The organism is Leptospira fletcheri (assembly GCF_004769195.1).
GTDB classification, from domain to species: domain Bacteria; phylum Spirochaetota; class Leptospiria; order Leptospirales; family Leptospiraceae; genus Leptospira_B; species Leptospira_B fletcheri.
In genome coordinates this window covers 125,130-141,044 of record NZ_RQET01000013.1, presented here as the reverse complement: position 1 = coordinate 141,044, position 15,915 = coordinate 125,130, and the positions used below count along the sequence as shown (strand labels likewise).

Sequence of the window (15,915 nt, the reverse complement as noted above, 5' to 3'; positions counted from 1 at the left end):
TTTACTGGCTAGTCCTTAGACCAAGGAAACCGGAGCCTAAGGGGAAGAAAAGTGGAAATACGCTCTCGGGCCTCGTAAACCAAGAGTCCGATCCTCTCCTTCCAGACGGTGCTGGTGAGCGCGAGGGTGTGGGCCGAAGGAACGAAGGAATCCAAGGTTAGGACCTTGATCTGGGAATTGTAATCCGTAGGCCAAGGATGAATTTTCAGCCCGGTCTTATGAAATACTCTCAAGGACCTTTCCATGTGAAAGGCGGAAGTGATTAAAATCAGGGATTTCCAGCCCTTTTTGCGGAAGATCTCGGCGGTATATTCCGCGTTTTCCTTGGTATTCCGGCTTTGGCTTTCCAAAAAAATCGCGGTTTTCGGGATCCCGAAAGAAAGGAAAAACATCTCCGCGAACTCTGCTTCTTTTTTGGTTTGGAAGAGTAGGTTTCCGGAGCCTCCGGTAAAAACGATGCGAGGCGCCTTTCCTTCTTTGTATAACAAAATCGCATCCGTCATCCGTTCTGCGGAAGGACCCAATTGAGGTCTCTCGGAATAGAGATTCATATTGTCCACGGCTCCTCCCAATACGACGATCGCGTCCGCCTTGGGAAGTTCTTTGGAGGAAACCGGCGGATATTTCTCTTCTAAACCCTGAACTAACCATTGGGAAAACGAATCCGTAGAACAGACCCAGAGCAGAAGCAGAGGGAGACAAACCGCGATTCTTTGCTTCTTTTTCGGAAGCTTGAGTCCGGCCCAGAAAGCCAAAATCAAACAGATCGGCAAGGGAAATAGAAAGATTCCGGCAATCTTGGAAAGTACGAAAAAAACAGTCTCCATTCGTTACTCTCTTTTATTTCGAACAAGTATTCTGCAATGGATTTTTTTGCGAAAAAGGCAGATTCGTTCAAGCGAAATCGAGCCGAATGGATTTATACTGGAGACATCTTCGTTAGGGAGTGCAACCATGAAATTTGCAAAAGAGATGGTCTTTTACTCGGCGTATCACCAGGAAAAAAGAAACATCTGGATCCACGTTTTGGGGGTTCCCACCATCACGTTCACTTTATTCCTCGTATTGAGTCGGTTCGCTTTGTTTTCGGTAGCAGGTTTCGAAATCACTGCGGCAACGGTCTTTGCGGCAGTCGTGTTGGGCTACTATTTCAGCTTGGACTTTATTTTCGCCTTGGCCACGGCTCTCGTTTTCGGCTCTCTTTTGTCTCTTGCCCATTATCTGACGGCCTCTCTCGAAGCCTACATGGCTTGGACGGTTTTCGGAGTGGCTCAGTTGGTAGGATGGGGAGCGCAGTTTTATGGGCACTTTATCTTCGAAAAAAGCAGACCTGCGGTTTTCGATAACCTTTTTCAGGCGATCGTATCCGCGCCTATCTTCGTAGTGGCGGACGTATTTTTCGAATTGGGTCTTAGGAAAGACGTTCAGGAAGCGGTCCGAAAGGAACTCGCTGCCCAAGGAAAATTGAAAGATTTCCGACCGGCGCATTGAGAGAAGAAAGGGCTCCGTCGATCTCCCGTTCGGAGCCCTAGGGGCAGAATACGACCCGGACGGAACTGTTCGGGCCTAAAAAACGGGAGGGTTGCACTCCGAACATTTTCTTGAATGTTCTACTGAGATGTGCCTGGTCCGCGAATCCGGCGGCATAAGCCGCGTCCGTAAGATTTCCTCCGTCTTTTAACAAGGTGGCAGCCTCCTGCAATCGGAGCCAAAGTTGGTACTGACGAACGGGCAACCCGAGTTGTTCCTTGAACAAATGCATGAACCTCGTTTCTGAAAAACCGGATTCTTGTGCCAGCTCCGGTACGGAAACGGATTTCGGAAGGGAACGTTTCATTCTTTCCGTGGCCGCCTGGATTCTCGGATCCAGAATCCCTTTGGCGGGCGTTTCCGCACCGATCGCCGAGAGTATGCTTTCGAATAACAGTTTAGCGGATCCGCATTCCAACTTTCCTTCCAAAAGATCCCTGCAATCCTTGCGGATCGGCTCCAGGTCGTTGGCCGGAATTTCGTGGATTCCCGTGCGACCGTATTTTGCCGCAATGGAGGAATAATCGCTGCTATGCGGATCGAATTGGAGTACGACGATTTCGGATTCTTCCGCCAAGAGTGAATGATGGAAATTCGGAGAAAGGATTACGGCTTGGTACGAGGTCCTAACGCCCTCTTCCGTTTCGATTTGAAACGGAGAAGAAATCGAAATGAGAATCGAGGCAGCATAATGGGAATGCGCTTCCGTTACCAATCCGCGATTTGCGAATAGGATCCTTCCTTCGAAATAAAAAAGGGCTCCCGTTTTGGACTCCTTCATTTCTCCATTCCTAAGACGTTCCGGATCCGATTCCAAGTGCGTTCCGGTTCCTCGAAAGGGAAAAAATGAGTGGCATTCGGCCAGATTTCCAGAGTGGAGTTTCGATTTCCTTGCACGATTTCTCCTGCGGCCTTCGGGGAACAGACTTCGTATTTTTCCGGTATGGTGATATGCGCTTCTACTTTGATTTTGGGATATTGGAATAGACTGAGTAGATTCGCGGAGTTGAATATTTTTGCCTCCAGTTCCGGCGGGCAACAAAGCACGATCTTGCCTTTCTCTTTTCGGAAACAGCTTTTCAGGTAATCTTCGAAGATTCCGTCGTCCCAGTTCGCGAAGGCGCTTCGTTTTCGATAAGCCCTCCGGATCAAATTCAGATCGGAAAATTCGCGACGGCGGGAAAGCGCTCCCTTTGCCATAGAGGTTCGAAAGAAATACGCGTACAAGACGGACTTGATGTCGAGAACGACCGGATCCAGAGCGATGATTTTTCGGAATTTCTCCGGACGCAAATAGGAGGAAAGGAGAAGGCTCGCTCCTCCCATGGAGTGACCGATTCCGATACAGTTTTCCAGATGTTCCGATTCGATGAGAGCTAAAATCTGATCCCGAAAGAAAGACCAATTTTTCCATTCCAAACTGGGTTGCGATTCCCCGTGACCGCAGAAGTCCAGGGCAAGAACACGAAACTTCTTGGAAAGTTTTTCCGTATAATACCGATAGCAGCCGGCGCTATAACCGTTGGCATGTGCGATCAAAACGGGAGGAGCTTTTTTTCGTCCGGCGTCGATGTAGGAAAGGCTAAGTCCTCGGAACTGGAATGTTTTTCTCTGCATCGGAGATTTGCCCTTGATCTTTCCCGTAATTTTCTTTCGATGGACGAATAAAAGTCGGAAGTCCGACTTCTCTTCCGGGAAGATTCTTCAAACTTTCTCCCGGTGAGTTCTAAGGAAAGAAAAATTGGACTCGGAGGGTCGATTAGAATGAAAGCGACTGTAGTGGCAGTATTCGTAGTGGCATTATTCTTCAACGCTTTAGCGAACATTCTGATCAAAGCAAGCTCCCTAGGAGATAAGACGGATGCGGCGCCCGGAATCGAAGGTCTGGTCCGGAGTTTTCTTCACCCTGTGTTCTTTGCAGGAATCGCTTCGTTCGGGATCGCCTTGCTCGGATACAGATGGGTGTTGGGAAAAGGTTTGAAGCTTTCCTTGGCATATCCCGTTTTTACCTCGGCCGGTTTCATTATCGTTTTACTTGCCTCTACGTTTCTATTTAAAGAAAAATTAAATTGGTCCCAGTGGGCCGGAATCCTTTTGATCGTGGCCGGAGTTTGGTTGACAGCCGGCGAAATGTTCGACTGAGTTCTCTTCTTTTACCTGAACCGTTTCATGCCTTTTTTCGCGCTTATCTTATTCTGCGCCTTCGTCTTCTCTTGCGCTAAATCTCCGGATCGTAGGGATCCTACGGGCAGTTCCGCGAGGTACGGGGCCGTCGGATTTTACGACGGGGACCCTGTCCCGGACAGGGTGGCATATTTGACCTTCGATGACGGACCTTCCGACTGGACCTCCGAAATTCTCGACGTTCTGAAATCCGAGCGAATTCCTGCGACGTTTTTCATCTGCGGGATTTGGGCTCCGAACGTGAATCGTACGAACAATAGTTTCCGAAAATTCCGGGATGTGTTGGTCCGGATGAAAAGAGAGGGCCATGCCGTGGGAAATCATACGATCGGCCACAGGAATCTCATGCCCTTGTCCGAGGAAAAAATCCGGAACCAGTTCCGGGAAAACCAGGAAATGTACGATCGCGAACTCGGAAAAGAATCCTCTCGGATGACTCTTTTACGTCCTCCTTTCGGTTCCCCGTTCAATCGTTCCGTTTCCGAAGAATCCAAGAGAAGAGTGGGGCTGGCATTGAGACGGGAAGGAATCGTGGCAATGTGGTCCAAACATTTCGACTCCTCGGATTCCAAAGATTGGGTACGGGGAGAATGGTACGAAAAAGGCCCCCGCGTGAATCTGGACGACGAAAGATTCAAGGCGAAAATGGAGAGGATCTATTCTAGACTCGTGAGCGGCGCTAACGGAAAGGGGATCGTGGTTCTCTTTCACGATACCCATCCTACGACCAAGGAAATCCTGACCTCGGTGATTCGGAAATTACGGGCAGAAGGATATAGCTTTGCTACGATGGAAGAATATTCCCTCTGGCGTTGGGGGAAGTCCAGCTCCGAGCTTTTGGTTACCGAACGGAATTCGGAATAAGTTCTCCTTCGAAAAAGTCTTTCCACATCTCTACTTAGCGCAATACCTGCCTGAATCCAATCAGGGAGCCGCAAGAAAATGAACAAAGGTCCACTTTCCGGCGTAAAGGTCGTCGATCTCAGCCTTTTGTTGCCGGGACCTCTTTGCTCCATGTACCTCGGGGACATGGGAGCGGAAGTGATTAAAATCGAGAATCCGAGGGCGATGGATGCCACGAGAGTGATGTTCAAAAACGAAAAAGGAGCTCCTTCTCTGTTTCTGATGTTGAATCGGAACAAAAAAGCGATCACTCTGAATTTGAAACGGGAGGCGTCCAAAGAAATCCTATTTAAATTATTGGAGGACGCGGATATCCTGCTGGAAGGATTCCGACCCGACGGCTTGGCAAAAATGGGGCTCGGATACCAGGATTTGAAAGACCGATTTCCTCGCTTGATTTACTGCGGGATTTACGGTTACGGAGATTCGGGGGCGTACCGGGATTTTGCCGGGCATGACCTGAATTATTTGTCCTTATCCGGAGTTCTGGCCCAAACAGGCAAGAATCCGCAGGCGCCCGGTTTTCAGTTGGCAGACATAGGTGGAGGAACCTTGACCGCTCTTTCCTCCATTTTAGCCGCGTTGTATTATCGGGAAAAAACCGGTAAGGGGCAGAAGATCGCGGTTTCCATGATGGAAGCTTCTCTCCAATTCATTTCTCTTTACGCAGGAATCTATTCCGCGACAGGAACGAATCCGGAAGGGGGGAACGAACTTCTATCCGGAAAGCTCCCGAATTACAATACGTACAAAACCAAGGAAGGGAGATGGGTCGCGCTCGGAGCCTTGGAGGAAATGTTCTTCAAAACCTTTCTGCGCCAGGCCGGTTTGGACATCCATTTGGAATCGACTCCCTTGGACGAAGGTCACTTCGACGCTTGGAAAAAGATCCTAACGGAATATTTTTCCTCGAAGACTTTAGTGGAGTTGCAGCCGATCTTCGAAAACCCGGATTCTTGCCTGACCCCCGTAAAAACCATGGACGAGGTCGCTGCGGATCCGGTTTTGCGGGAAAAAGGAATGATTCTAGACCGGAAGCATCCCAAATTCGGGGATTATATCCAGTTCGGTTCTCCGTTTCCGTTTTCCGAGACAAAAGTCTCCTATCGGTCCGATCCTCCGGAACACGGAGAGCATACGACGGAAATCCTGAAATCCCTAGGATATGAGGATGCCGACATCGAAGAATTTCGGAAAGAGAAGGTCATCTGACAGATGAAGTGCTGAATCCAGCCGGAATTAAAAAGCAAGTAAAAACTCTGCCGGACGTCTTCCGGTAGAGTGATCTCCGCTTTCGATCGAATTCTCTCCCCGCTTTTTTTCTCTAATTGTCATCATCTCTACGCCACATTGCGGCATTCTTTCCATTTTTTGGTGAAATAAATTCGAGTTCGTTTGTATTCTCTAGTTCTCCTTGCGCGCATTCGAATAGGTATATTAATAAAAAATAAAGATGTAATTCGTTTAACTACAGGTATGTTTTTATTTTCGTTATTCTAAAAAGGAAAATCGGAATTCGAATGTAGCTTTGTCCCCTTTTTAAGTTATTCGCTCCTTTGTGTCTTTGTTTTTCTAAATCTTACATTTCATTTTTAATTCTCTTTCCATGGAAAGGTTATTCTTCCTTTGCCGATTCTGTTGCGTGTACAACGAATAATCGACGTTATTCGGATTCTGAATTTTATATTACATTCGTTGTGATATAAAATTCAAGAACGATTTTGCTTATAATCTGTACGATCGGATGTAACAAACAAAGTAACATTCATTATAAAATATTAAAGTTACGATTTCGTTTAGTTTTTTGTTCCGTACAAAAATTTATTTACAAAGTGGAAGGCGATCGAGAAAAGTTGGCAAAAAATAAAGACGAAAAGTGTCTCAGTAGGAAAAGGCATTTCGCCTAACAAATGAAAAAGGATGTAAAAAATGTCTCTGATAGAAGAAAAACCGCAAATCGTTAAGGAACATTCCGGAATGGAATTAGTGGAAAGTTTCGATAGAAAACTCGTTCACAAATACAACGAAGAGAATGTTCTTTTGTCCGGCCTCGATAAATTGAAAAGCGACGGAGAACACGAGAAGTATCTGATCACCGTAAGGGTGAAGATGGATCATTCTTTCTTCTTCGAGCACCCGAGGAACCATGTGCCGGGCATGTACATCATCGAAGCCGGACGTCAGGCGGGACTTGCGATCGCCCACAAGTTTTATTCAGTTTCATTCGAGAGCGAATTCGTACTGAATCAATTGACCGCCGAGTTCTTCAGTTTCGCGAATATCTGGCAACCTTTACAGATCTTGATCGAAGCGAAGGACGTGACTTGGAGAAAAGGACAACTCGTCAGTTACAATTTAAAGGGAACCTTCCTGCAAAACTCGAAGGAGATCGCGGTGATCTGCGGGATCTTGACCGTAATGGGTAAGAACATTATGGAAAAGCTCGAGCGATCGTTTTCCAAATTGGAACCGGAGTCGAAAGCCTAAAAAGCGAAAGACGAAAAGGGAAAATATAGAAATGGAAACTAAGAAAAAACAATTGGGTATTATCAGGCATAGAGCCGATCTACGGCCCTTTTTTTGGGTGTTAGGGGTCGGTTCTCTGCAGTTTTGTGCGTTTTATTTTTGCGATTCTGTCGAATCGGCGATTTATTCCGCACTTGCTCTATTCATCCCGCAGGCGTTAGTAGGTCCGATCAGTCATAACCACGCCCACTATTCCATGTTGAAACCGAAATGGATGAACAAGGTCTTGGAAGTGCTCATGTATTTGGAGTCGGGTCAGATGGCGAGTAAGTTCCGTCTGCATCACAACTTCGGTCACCACCTGCACTACACGGATCCCAAAAAGGACACTTCCACTTGGGTTCGTTCGAACGGATCTTCCATGAATCGCCTGGAATACATCTTTATGTATTTCGTGACCTACACGTATAGAACCGTTCAGGTGGGAAAATCGCATCCGGCTCTTTTGCGCCAATTCTACTGGCAGCAATTCTTTGCGACCGTTGTGATCGGTACTCTGGTTTATCTGAATCCACTGAATGCGTTGATCCTGTATCTGATTCCGATGCTTCTCTCCTGGTTGGTGTTCATCAATTTCACGTACGACAACCATATCGACCTACACTCTAAGGACGATTACGAGGCTTCGATGACCAATAAGAATCCGCTTGTTAATTTTCTGATATTCAATAACGGATACCACTTGGCTCATCATATCAAGCAAGGCCTCCATTGGTCGGAGCTTCCCGAGTTTCACAAGTCTATCGAATATAGAATTCCGGAACATTTACGTCCCGTGATCGTAAGGTGATCGATATGAAGCAGAAATCGGTAGCAGTCATAGGCGGCGGGATCTCCGGGATCGCCGTCGCCCATTATCTTAGAGAAAAAGGGATTCGCGTTCAGATCATCGAGGCCGAGGACAGACTCGGAGGAAGGATGGCAACCGCGTCTCTTCGCGGCCGAGGTATAGCCTTGGGAGGAAAAAACATCGGAGTGAAGTATTCCCTATTTCGGGAATTTACCAAGTCCATGGGCGATCATCCTTTCGAATACTTTGGTTTGAACTCTTCTCGGATCCGGAACGGAAAAATCGTCACGTTCGACGAGAAAAGAAGATGGAGAGGAATGTTGGAGTTCGCCAAGTCCTTTTCTCTTCGCGACCTCGTTCGGATGATTCCTATGATCCGTGCGATTAAGGCGGATCGGAGCAAGGACGGTTATCTCGGAAGCCCTTTCTTTCAAAGTTGGCAAAGGAAAACCAAGGACCCTAAGCTTGCCTCCATATTCCACAAAAATCTTGTGGAGCAGTTCATCCGCCCGATGACGGTACGGATGAACGGAGCCGAACCGGCAGAGGCCAGCGTAGGAAATTTCGGCAGCAATCTGAGTGTGGCTTTCGATACATACGAACAATTATCGAACGGATTGGATCCCTTATTCGAGCGTTTCTCTTCTTTGGTTCCCGTGAGGCTGAACACAAGCTTGGAATCTCTGATCGTCCGCGACGGAAGAGTCGTGGGAATCAAAGTGCTCCAGGAAAAGAGACTGGAAGATCTGTATTTCGATCATGTGATATTGACGACCCCGGCTTCCGTCTCGGCTTCTCTCTTGCGGAGCAATTTTCCCGAATTGAGCGGAACTCTCGAACAGGTCCGGTATTTTCCCGTTGCTGTCGTCGTTGCGGAATACGCCAAACCGGTGTTTAACGAAAAAGTGCGGGCTCTAGTTTTCCCACCGGACAAACCTTTGAGCAATGCCGGCGTTTACGGTGTGAATGACAGGCATATCGTAAGATATACGTTCAGCGGAAAGTCCGCCAGGGAAATTCTTTCGAGCCGGCCTTCCTTGGAGGATCTGGTCGCACTCGGAGAAAGGACTTTGTCGGAGTTCATCCCATTTGGAGAGAACCCTCGGATTTCCTTTACCGGAAAAGTCATGAAACTCGGGTTGTGTGCGTACGCGTTCGATTACGAGAGATTCAGAAGGGACTTCGACTTTCAATCTTCCGCAATCCAAGGGCTGGAACTGACCGGAGATTATCTTCGAGGCGCTTCCATAGAAGCCTGTTTTAGAGCCGCAAAAGAGTGCGTGGACGGACTGAAGATTTCGGATACGCGAATTCAAAGCGGCAAAGAGGAAGAAACAGCCTTGGCGGCGAGTTACTAGAAATCCTATGCGAAAAAGACAAAGCGAAATTCTTTCCCCCGAATTCTTTCGATTTCGGAAAATCAAACTAGCCTATTATTCGGTTCCTTCCGTATCGAAGGCCAAGAAGGAACCGATCCTATTCTTCCATGCGAACGGGTTTTCCGCATTAACCTACTCTCCCATATACGAGGATCTGAGTAAGGCAGGATATCCCGTTTACGCCTTGGATTTTATGGGACATGGATTGTCCGAAGCCACGGACGAATTTCACGATTGGTATTTCTTTCGCGACCAGGTGCTGGCTTTTTTGGATCACCTGGGCCTAGAATCCGTTTTCGGGGTCGGCCATTCGTTGGGAGGAGCGTCCGTTCTTTTGGCGGCTTCCAACGATTCAAAGAAACGTTTTCGTAAACTTGCGGTTCTGGATCCTACCGTGTTGACTCCTTTCACTTCCAAACTTTTATACTTCGTCCCGAACCCTTTGGCGAAACTCGCTGATAAACGTAGGGCCATATTCAAAAATCTGCAAGTAGTGGAAAGAAGCTATCGGATGATGCCCATGTACAAACGTTGGCAGCCGAAAAGTTTCCAAGCGTATTTAAAAAGCGCGTTCCGGATTCGTCCGGACGGGCAGTTCGAACTATGTTTGCCGCCGAAAATAGAAGCCCAAATCTTCAGGGGATTGAGACCTGGGCATTGGAAAAATTACGAAATCCTGCGACAACAAATCCTCGTTTTATCCGCTACACGGTCCGATGTCACTCCTCCTTCCGCTTGTAGAAAGCTTACGAAAAACAATCTGGAATCCGCATATTTTCGCCATTCCGACGGATCCCATTTCTTCCCCATGGAAGATCCGAGTTGGGTCTCGAATCATATCGCCCGATTCCTTTCCGGAAAAGAGAATCAAGGAAAGATGAAATATGAAACGATTTCGTAAAGGTTCGGAATACCTGGAAGATCTACGCGATGGGCGTAACGTTTTGTTCGAAGGAACTCGTGTAGATAACGTGGCGGAGCATTCCGCGTTCCGAGGAGGTGCCGGCACGATCGCCTCTCTGATCGATTTACACCACCGGGAGGACTTGGAAGATAGGATGCTTTCCTATTGCGAAGAGGACGGAAGGGAATTTTCTACTTCCTACCTGATCCCGAAGAGCCTGGAGGAGTTGCGGAAAAAGGGGAGTTGCTTTCGCGAAATCGCAAAAGTGACCGGTGGTATGATGGCTCGAACTCCGGATTTTCTTGCGACCTTGTTGGCGAGTTGGAATGCAGCGAGCGAGGTATTCGGACGTAAACGCGGAGAATATGCAGAAAATATAAAGCGATATTATTCGCATTCCATGGAAAGGAATCTGGTTCACTCTCACGCCATTAGCGATCCTCCTATGGATCGATTTTTCGACCTGCCTGGCGACAGGAAATTGACCTTGAGAAAAGTGGGAGAAACGAAGGACGGGATCCTCGTCAGCGGTATCAAGATGCTTGCTACGTTGGCGCCCATTTCCGACGAACTCATCATCTATCCGTTCCGGCCTCTGAAAGCCTCCGATGGAAGCGAAGCCCTCGCATTCGCGATTCCGATCGGAACCGAAGGTTTGAAACTCCTTTGTAGGAGCGGAATCGCTACGGGAGACAGGGAATTCGATCGTCCTCTTTCCGAAAAATTCGACGAAATGGATTCTCTTTGCATATTCGAGGATGTCCTAGTCCCGCATGAGAGAGTCTTTATAGACGGCGACGTACAATTCGCGAACGAATTGCGTTCGGAGACGGGCATGGTCTCCTACGTTTCCCACCAGACTTGTTCCCGGACTGCGGTCAAAGGGGAATTCATGTTGGGTCTCGCTAGCCTTTTGGCTCGCTTTAGCGGCAGAGGGCAACAGAGTGCGATCCAACAGATATTGGGAGAGATGGCGGCTAACGCGGAAATTCTAAGATCCCTTCTGGTGGCCGCGGAATCCGAAGGAGAAACGGATCGGTTCGGTAATTTCGTTCCGTGCCAAACCGCTTTGGGAGCCTCGAATGCTGTCGCCTCCCAATTCTACACCCGTTCCGTCGAGATCCTAAGATGTATCGGTGCGAGCGGACTTATCATGCATCCTACCGAATACGATCTTTCGGAAAAAATGGATCAGGAAATTCTAAAATACTTCGGGATGTCCGGCGAAGACGCCTTTACGCATATCAAGGTATTGAAGATCGCCAGCGATTTGGTCGTCAACTCCTTCGGAGGAAGACAAATCCTGTACGAACAATTCTACCTTGGAGCTCCTCAGGCGGTTCAGACCCGTTTTTTCCAGAGCTATCCTAGGTTGAAGGATGCGGAGTTGCTGGTGGAAAAAATATTCGTCCCGCCTCGAGTTCCCAGTTTTTAAGAAGGCCTTTGCGATTAGGTGAAAATGAATGAGCGAAAAAGAAAAAAAACACTATCTTCCTCTAAACTCGATGAAAGCCCCCCGCTTTACCGGGGTTCGTACTTTTATGCGGCTTCCGAATCTTGCCGTTTTGGAGGACGTGGATGTCGCGGTGGTGGGAGTTCCTATGGATTCCGCCGTCTCTTACCGCTCCGGCGCTAGATTCGGACCGGAGGCGATCCGAAGCGCGTCCGTTCTGCTTCGGGATTACAATCCCGTATTGAAAGTAAACGTTCCGGAAGTTCTCTCAATGGTGGACTACGGCGACGCGCCGGTGGTCCCAGGTTATCACGAGGAAAGTCTGTACAGAGTGCAGAATTTTTTGGAACCGATTTACGAGGCCGGAGTCGTTCCCCTGATTCTCGGTGGAGACCATTCTCTTACGATGGCCGAATTGCGCGCTTTGGCGGCCGTCCGAGGACCCGTTTCCGTTGTTCACATCGACGCCCACGGAGATGTTTTAGATAATTATTATGGAGTCCGACATTTTCACGGTACCGTTTTTAGAAGAGCGGTAGAAGAAGGGCTCGTGGATCCCTCCAGATCGGTGCAGATTGGAATGAGAGGAACTTTGCATCCGAACGATCTAGGCTCCGGCGAAGGCTTGGGCTACCGCGTGATTTCCTGGGAGGAGCTGAACCTTTTGTCTCCTACCGAGCTGGGAAACATGGTAAAGGAAAGGGTGGGCGATCACCCTGTGGCTCTTTCCTTCGATATAGATTTCCTGGATCCTGCATTCGCACCCGGGACAGGAACTCCGGAACCCGGGGGACCCAGCACATACCAGGCATTCCAGTTTTTGCGAGCTCTCGGGCCTCTGAATTACTGTAGCTTCGACTGCGTGGAAGTGTCTCCTCCTTATGATCCTACCGGAATCACGGCAATCAACGCCTCGGCGGTATGCTTCGAACTGCTTTCCCTTTTGGCCTTAAGACGCGCCGGCTCGGAGATTCGGGAACTCCGACAAGGTGAAAGAACTTCGGAATTAAAGTCTCCGCATTTTCGGTAATACCATGATTTTAGAAAATTCGAAAGTAGAGATTCATAAAAACTTAATCCGTCAAATAGGATCCGTTTGGGGAGAAGGGCTGAAAATAGGAAAGTATTCGGCGGAAGATCTCGCGAATCGATTCGGCACTCCTTTGTACGCTTTTAACGCGGAAGCTGCCCGTGAAAATCTCGCGAGAGTCTCCCGATCGTTCGGGGAAAGGGTGGGGATTCTATACGCTTTAAAAGCGAATCCGAACGTATCGATCGGAAGAATCTTCCGCTCTCTAAACGTCGGAGTGGAAGTGGCTTCGGCAGGCGAGATTTTAATCGCGCTAAAAGCGGGCTTTTCCAGGCCTTCGATCCGCTTTAGCGGCCCGGGGAAAAGAAACGAAGATTTAATATTCGCTCTGGAAAATCGAATCGGAGCGATCAATATCGAGTCGGAACGGGAATACGAGAAAATTTGCGAACTCGCCCGTTTTTCGGATTATAAACCGGTCCTTACGCTTCGCGTAAATCCTAAGGGCGGAGCTTCCGGTTCTAGAATGTCCATGGCCGGAAAGTCCAAAAAATTCGGAATCGATCAGGATCGAATTCTGGATTTGGCGAGAAGAATTTCGACCGAGAATGCTTGCGAGTTGGAAGGGCTGCATATTTATGCGGGTACCCAATGTTTCGATCATTTTGCTTGGTTGGAAAATGCAAAAGACCTCCTGAATCTCGCGGACGAGCTGGAGAAATTCGTTCCGATCCGAACCTTAAATTTCGGCGGAGGATTCGGTGTCGCTTTGTTCGACGGTGATCCTGAGTTCGATTTGGATTCCGCCGGAAAAGGCCTCCGAGCGATGATCTCAAAGGACGGCAGGCCGGAGAGAAAATACTTTATCGAACTCGGTAGATATCTGGTCGCGAATTCGGGAGTGTATCTTTCTAGGATTCTGTATAAGAAAAAATCCTTCGATCGGAATCATCTCATTTTGGACGGAGGAATGCACCACCATTCCGCCGCAGCGGGAATCGGAGCGATTCTTAGGAGACCGTTCCCGATCGTATCCGCCAAAGCATGTAATTCCCTCGTATCCGAGGAAGTGACGTTAGGCGGAGTATTGTGCACGCCGGCCGACGAATTCGCTTCCGGTCTGTCCCTTCCTGAATGTGAGGAAGGGGATGTGATCGGAATTTTGGGCTCTGGGGCCTATGGATTAACATTCAGTAATATATTATTCTTGAGCCATCCTTCTCCGGCCGAAGTTTTGGTGGATGGAGAGGACCTAAGGCTGATCCGAGAGCGTGGCAAAATCGAGGATGCCTTACGAGGGCAAGTATTTTCGGTTTTAGGACAGGAGGGCATTTCCTGATGCTTTCCAGATTCGAACAGATTCTCGAACGGTATCCGGACAAAATCGCGGTCAGCAACGAATTCGGAGCCATGACGTTTTCGAGATTAAACGAAGAGGCGGACCGTTTGGTTCCCTTCCTTTCCTCAGTGAATCGTCCCGTGGTCATGCCCGCTTTACCGGGGGGTCCGGAATTGACGCTTCTCCAGCTTGCCGTGTGGAAAGCGGGCGGAGTTCTCGCTCCGATCCCGGAAAAATGCACGGAACGGGAAGCGAGAATCTTCTCCGAACAGATCAGACCGGATTTAGTGGCGGTTCATTCCTTGTCCGAGCAGAAGGAAGTCCTCAAAGGTACGGGATCCGAGACTCCGATCCTGTCGTTTCGAATCCAGGAAGAGAGTTCTTCAGACCGTCTCGTATTGTCCGCGTCTAAAATAGAATATTCAAAATATTTAAATAAATTGTCCGTTTCCCTTCCGGAGGAAGTAAGGCTGATCCAATTCTCTTCGGGGTCTACCGGCCGGCCTAAGGCTATCCTTCTTTCCGAGAGGAATTTACTCTCTAATCTGGATGCGAACCTCGAGCATTTATCGCAATTTGCCGGAAAGGACGCCTTTTGTTCCGTACCTCAATACCATGCGATGGGGGCCGCCGTTTTACAGGAACTTTTATGGGTCGGGTGCGGGGTTCATTTCTCCAACCGGTTCATGCCGGGAGAACATCTGGCCAGGATGCGGAAATTCGGCTGTACCTCCATTGCGACGACCCCCAACTATATGAAACTTTTATTGGATATAGGCGGGCTGAATCGGGAACGATTTCTTCCTTTGGAATCGTTTACGATAGGAACGGCCGCTCTAGATGGAAAATTGATGAGGCGGATCCTGGAAGTTTATCCCGAGTCAAAGATCTATTGCAGATACGGGTTAAGCGAATCCGTCGGCGCATTGACCCGTTTGGAAGTGCATTCTGGGGACACGTATGTTCCGGGTTCGGTAGGAGTTCCTGTCTCAGGCGTGGAATTCTCCTCCGATCTGAGAGGACAAAAAGAGACGGAAATTGTTGTCCGGTCCGGCTGCGTCGCAATGGGGCAACTCTCGGATTCGGGAGAATGTTTCGCCATTACGGACGACCGAGGATTTTTGCATACAGGCGACACCGGATTTCTAGATGCGAACGGAAATCTGAGGATTCTCGGTAGAAAGAATTCCTTTTTGAAAGTTAACGGCTATCGGGTCAGTTCCTTGGAGATCGAGTTGATCCTGAAATCCATTCCCGGAGTTCAAGAAGCGGTCGTAGTAGGAGTCGAGGACGATCAGAGCGGTCAATCGATCGTGGCCTGTATCGAACCGATTCCTGGGAGCCTATTGCCCGATTCCGCCGAGTTCGATCGTTTGTGTAGGTCGGAGATGTCTTCATACAAAATTCCGAAGAAATTCGTAATGTACGAAAATCTTCCCAGAACGAGCGCGGGAAAACCGGACCGCGAAAGAATCTATCTAGAGGTGAATGGATGAACGAAACGAGCTTAATGGATTTAAGGCAGGAGATAGGAGAACTTGTAAGTCGGGTAATCCGAGAGGGAAACGGAAGAGAGGTTTTGGTGCCGCAGGATGTTCGTCTGGTCCAACAGGGATATTTGGATTCGATATCTTTCGTGAATTTAATTCTGATTATACAAGAGAAATATAATATTTATATAGATATATCGGACTTGCGGGAGGATAATTTCGGATCCGTGTCGGAAATTTCGAACTTCGTCCTAATGTCCAAAAGATCGCAGGAAGATCCGACAGGCAAAGGCCGGTTCGGAGATAATTAATAGAAGGTTTTTTAGAGATTTAAAATCCGGACCGACTTCGAAAAGACGCGGTCCTTGAAATGAGTTTGAGGATGAT

General features: G+C 48.4%; 16 protein-coding genes. 13 read left to right on the top strand and 3 right to left on the bottom strand.

The genetic code is table 11. The features are described from left to right. Window positions 1-8: 8 nt before the first annotated feature. Window positions 9-827 (bottom strand): YdcF family protein, encoded by an 819-nt coding sequence (locus EHO60_RS15415; RefSeq protein WP_135769106.1) that lies wholly within the window; start codon window positions 825-827, stop codon window positions 9-11. 127 nt (window positions 828-954) lie between these two features. Between EHO60_RS15415 and EHO60_RS15410 the strand changes: the two genes are divergently transcribed. Further along, window positions 955-1,491 carry an Mpo1 family 2-hydroxy fatty acid dioxygenase gene (locus tag EHO60_RS15410; protein ID WP_135769105.1) on the top strand — a complete coding sequence of 179 codons (537 nt, stop codon included), beginning with the start codon at window positions 955-957 and terminating at the stop codon, window positions 1,489-1,491. A 37-nt stretch (window positions 1,492-1,528) separates the two neighbouring features. Here the strand turns inward: EHO60_RS15410 and EHO60_RS15405 are convergent, their stop codons facing one another. Then, complete coding sequence (locus EHO60_RS15405; RefSeq protein WP_135769104.1) at window positions 1,529-2,311, bottom strand: helix-turn-helix domain-containing protein; 783 nt, start codon at window positions 2,309-2,311, stop codon at window positions 1,529-1,531. Next, complete coding sequence (locus EHO60_RS15400) at window positions 2,308-3,147, bottom strand: alpha/beta fold hydrolase (protein ID WP_135769103.1); 840 nt, start codon at window positions 3,145-3,147, stop codon at window positions 2,308-2,310. Before EHO60_RS15400 ends, EHO60_RS15405 begins: the two co-directional genes overlap by 4 nt. Before the next feature lie 147 nt (window positions 3,148-3,294). Here EHO60_RS15400 and EHO60_RS15395 point away from each other — a divergent pair, with 147 nt between their 5' ends. From EHO60_RS15395 to EHO60_RS15340, 12 genes are all read left to right on the top strand, one after another. Further along, window positions 3,295-3,672, top strand: a complete 378-nt coding sequence (locus EHO60_RS15395; protein WP_135769102.1) for a DMT family transporter — start codon at window positions 3,295-3,297, stop codon at window positions 3,670-3,672. 27 nt (window positions 3,673-3,699) lie between these two features. Beyond that, window positions 3,700-4,578 carry a polysaccharide deacetylase family protein gene (locus EHO60_RS15390; protein ID WP_135769101.1) on the top strand — a complete coding sequence of 293 codons (879 nt, stop codon included), beginning with the start codon at window positions 3,700-3,702 and terminating at the stop codon, window positions 4,576-4,578. Window positions 4,579-4,656: 78 nt separating this feature from the next. Beyond that, entirely contained in the window at window positions 4,657-5,829 is a 1,173-nt protein-coding gene (locus EHO60_RS15385; protein WP_135769100.1) for a CaiB/BaiF CoA transferase family protein, read from the top strand. 717 nt (window positions 5,830-6,546) lie between these two features. Beyond that, window positions 6,547-7,104, top strand: coding sequence for an AfsA-related hotdog domain-containing protein (locus tag EHO60_RS15380; protein ID WP_135769099.1), 558 nt, complete (start codon window positions 6,547-6,549; stop codon window positions 7,102-7,104). A 31-nt stretch (window positions 7,105-7,135) separates the two neighbouring features. Beyond that, window positions 7,136-7,933 (top strand): fatty acid desaturase family protein, encoded by a 798-nt coding sequence (locus tag EHO60_RS15375; RefSeq protein WP_135769098.1) that lies wholly within the window; start codon window positions 7,136-7,138, stop codon window positions 7,931-7,933. Window positions 7,934-7,938: 5 nt separating this feature from the next. Continuing rightward, entirely contained in the window at window positions 7,939-9,291 is a 1,353-nt protein-coding gene (locus EHO60_RS15370) for a protoporphyrinogen/coproporphyrinogen oxidase (RefSeq protein ID WP_135769097.1), read from the top strand. A gap of 7 nt (window positions 9,292-9,298) precedes the next feature. Continuing rightward, window positions 9,299-10,213, top strand: coding sequence for an alpha/beta fold hydrolase (locus tag EHO60_RS15365; RefSeq protein WP_135769096.1), 915 nt, complete (start codon window positions 9,299-9,301; stop codon window positions 10,211-10,213). Then, a complete protein-coding gene (locus EHO60_RS15360; protein ID WP_135769095.1) occupies window positions 10,197-11,651 on the top strand; it encodes a 4-hydroxyphenylacetate 3-hydroxylase family protein in 1,455 nt (484 codons plus the stop codon). Before EHO60_RS15365 ends, EHO60_RS15360 begins: the two co-directional genes overlap by 17 nt. A 28-nt stretch (window positions 11,652-11,679) precedes the next feature. After that, window positions 11,680-12,699 (top strand): agmatinase, encoded by a 1,020-nt coding sequence (gene speB, locus EHO60_RS15355; RefSeq protein WP_135769094.1) that lies wholly within the window; start codon window positions 11,680-11,682, stop codon window positions 12,697-12,699. 4 nt (window positions 12,700-12,703) lie between these two features. Beyond that, window positions 12,704-14,038 (top strand): type III PLP-dependent enzyme domain-containing protein, encoded by a 1,335-nt coding sequence (locus EHO60_RS15350; RefSeq protein WP_135769093.1) that lies wholly within the window; start codon window positions 12,704-12,706, stop codon window positions 14,036-14,038. Beyond that, window positions 14,038-15,534 (top strand): class I adenylate-forming enzyme family protein, encoded by a 1,497-nt coding sequence (locus EHO60_RS15345; RefSeq protein ID WP_135769092.1) that lies wholly within the window; start codon window positions 14,038-14,040, stop codon window positions 15,532-15,534. Before EHO60_RS15350 ends, EHO60_RS15345 begins: the two co-directional genes overlap by 1 nt. Then, entirely contained in the window at window positions 15,531-15,839 is a 309-nt protein-coding gene (locus tag EHO60_RS15340) for a phosphopantetheine-binding protein (protein WP_135769091.1), read from the top strand. The genes EHO60_RS15345 and EHO60_RS15340 overlap by 4 nt, the downstream gene beginning before the upstream one ends. Window positions 15,840-15,915 lie beyond the last annotated feature (76 nt).

Coding starts and splice junctions, on each gene's coding strand:
- EHO60_RS15345 (WP_135769092.1), top strand. CDS start 14,038: ATGCTTTCCAGATTCGAACAGATTCTCGAACGGTATCCGGACAAAATC.
- EHO60_RS15400 (WP_135769103.1), bottom strand. CDS start 3,147: ATGCAGAGAAAAACATTCCAGTTCCGAGGACTTAGCCTTTCCTACATC.
- EHO60_RS15415 (WP_135769106.1), bottom strand. CDS start 827: ATGGAGACTGTTTTTTTCGTACTTTCCAAGATTGCCGGAATCTTTCTA.
- EHO60_RS15370 (WP_135769097.1), top strand. CDS start 7,939: ATGAAGCAGAAATCGGTAGCAGTCATAGGCGGCGGGATCTCCGGGATC.
- EHO60_RS15350 (WP_135769093.1), top strand. CDS start 12,704: ATGATTTTAGAAAATTCGAAAGTAGAGATTCATAAAAACTTAATCCGT.
- speB (WP_135769094.1), top strand. CDS start 11,680: ATGAGCGAAAAAGAAAAAAAACACTATCTTCCTCTAAACTCGATGAAA.
- EHO60_RS15390 (WP_135769101.1), top strand. CDS start 3,700: ATGCCTTTTTTCGCGCTTATCTTATTCTGCGCCTTCGTCTTCTCTTGC.
- EHO60_RS15410 (WP_135769105.1), top strand. CDS start 955: ATGAAATTTGCAAAAGAGATGGTCTTTTACTCGGCGTATCACCAGGAA.
- EHO60_RS15375 (WP_135769098.1), top strand. CDS start 7,136: ATGGAAACTAAGAAAAAACAATTGGGTATTATCAGGCATAGAGCCGAT.
- EHO60_RS15395 (WP_135769102.1), top strand. CDS start 3,295: ATGAAAGCGACTGTAGTGGCAGTATTCGTAGTGGCATTATTCTTCAAC.
- EHO60_RS15360 (WP_135769095.1), top strand. CDS start 10,197: ATGAAACGATTTCGTAAAGGTTCGGAATACCTGGAAGATCTACGCGAT.
- EHO60_RS15380 (WP_135769099.1), top strand. CDS start 6,547: ATGTCTCTGATAGAAGAAAAACCGCAAATCGTTAAGGAACATTCCGGA.
- EHO60_RS15405 (WP_135769104.1), bottom strand. CDS start 2,311: ATGAAGGAGTCCAAAACGGGAGCCCTTTTTTATTTCGAAGGAAGGATC.
- EHO60_RS15385 (WP_135769100.1), top strand. CDS start 4,657: ATGAACAAAGGTCCACTTTCCGGCGTAAAGGTCGTCGATCTCAGCCTT.
- EHO60_RS15365 (WP_135769096.1), top strand. CDS start 9,299: ATGCGAAAAAGACAAAGCGAAATTCTTTCCCCCGAATTCTTTCGATTT.
- EHO60_RS15340 (WP_135769091.1), top strand. CDS start 15,531: ATGAACGAAACGAGCTTAATGGATTTAAGGCAGGAGATAGGAGAACTT.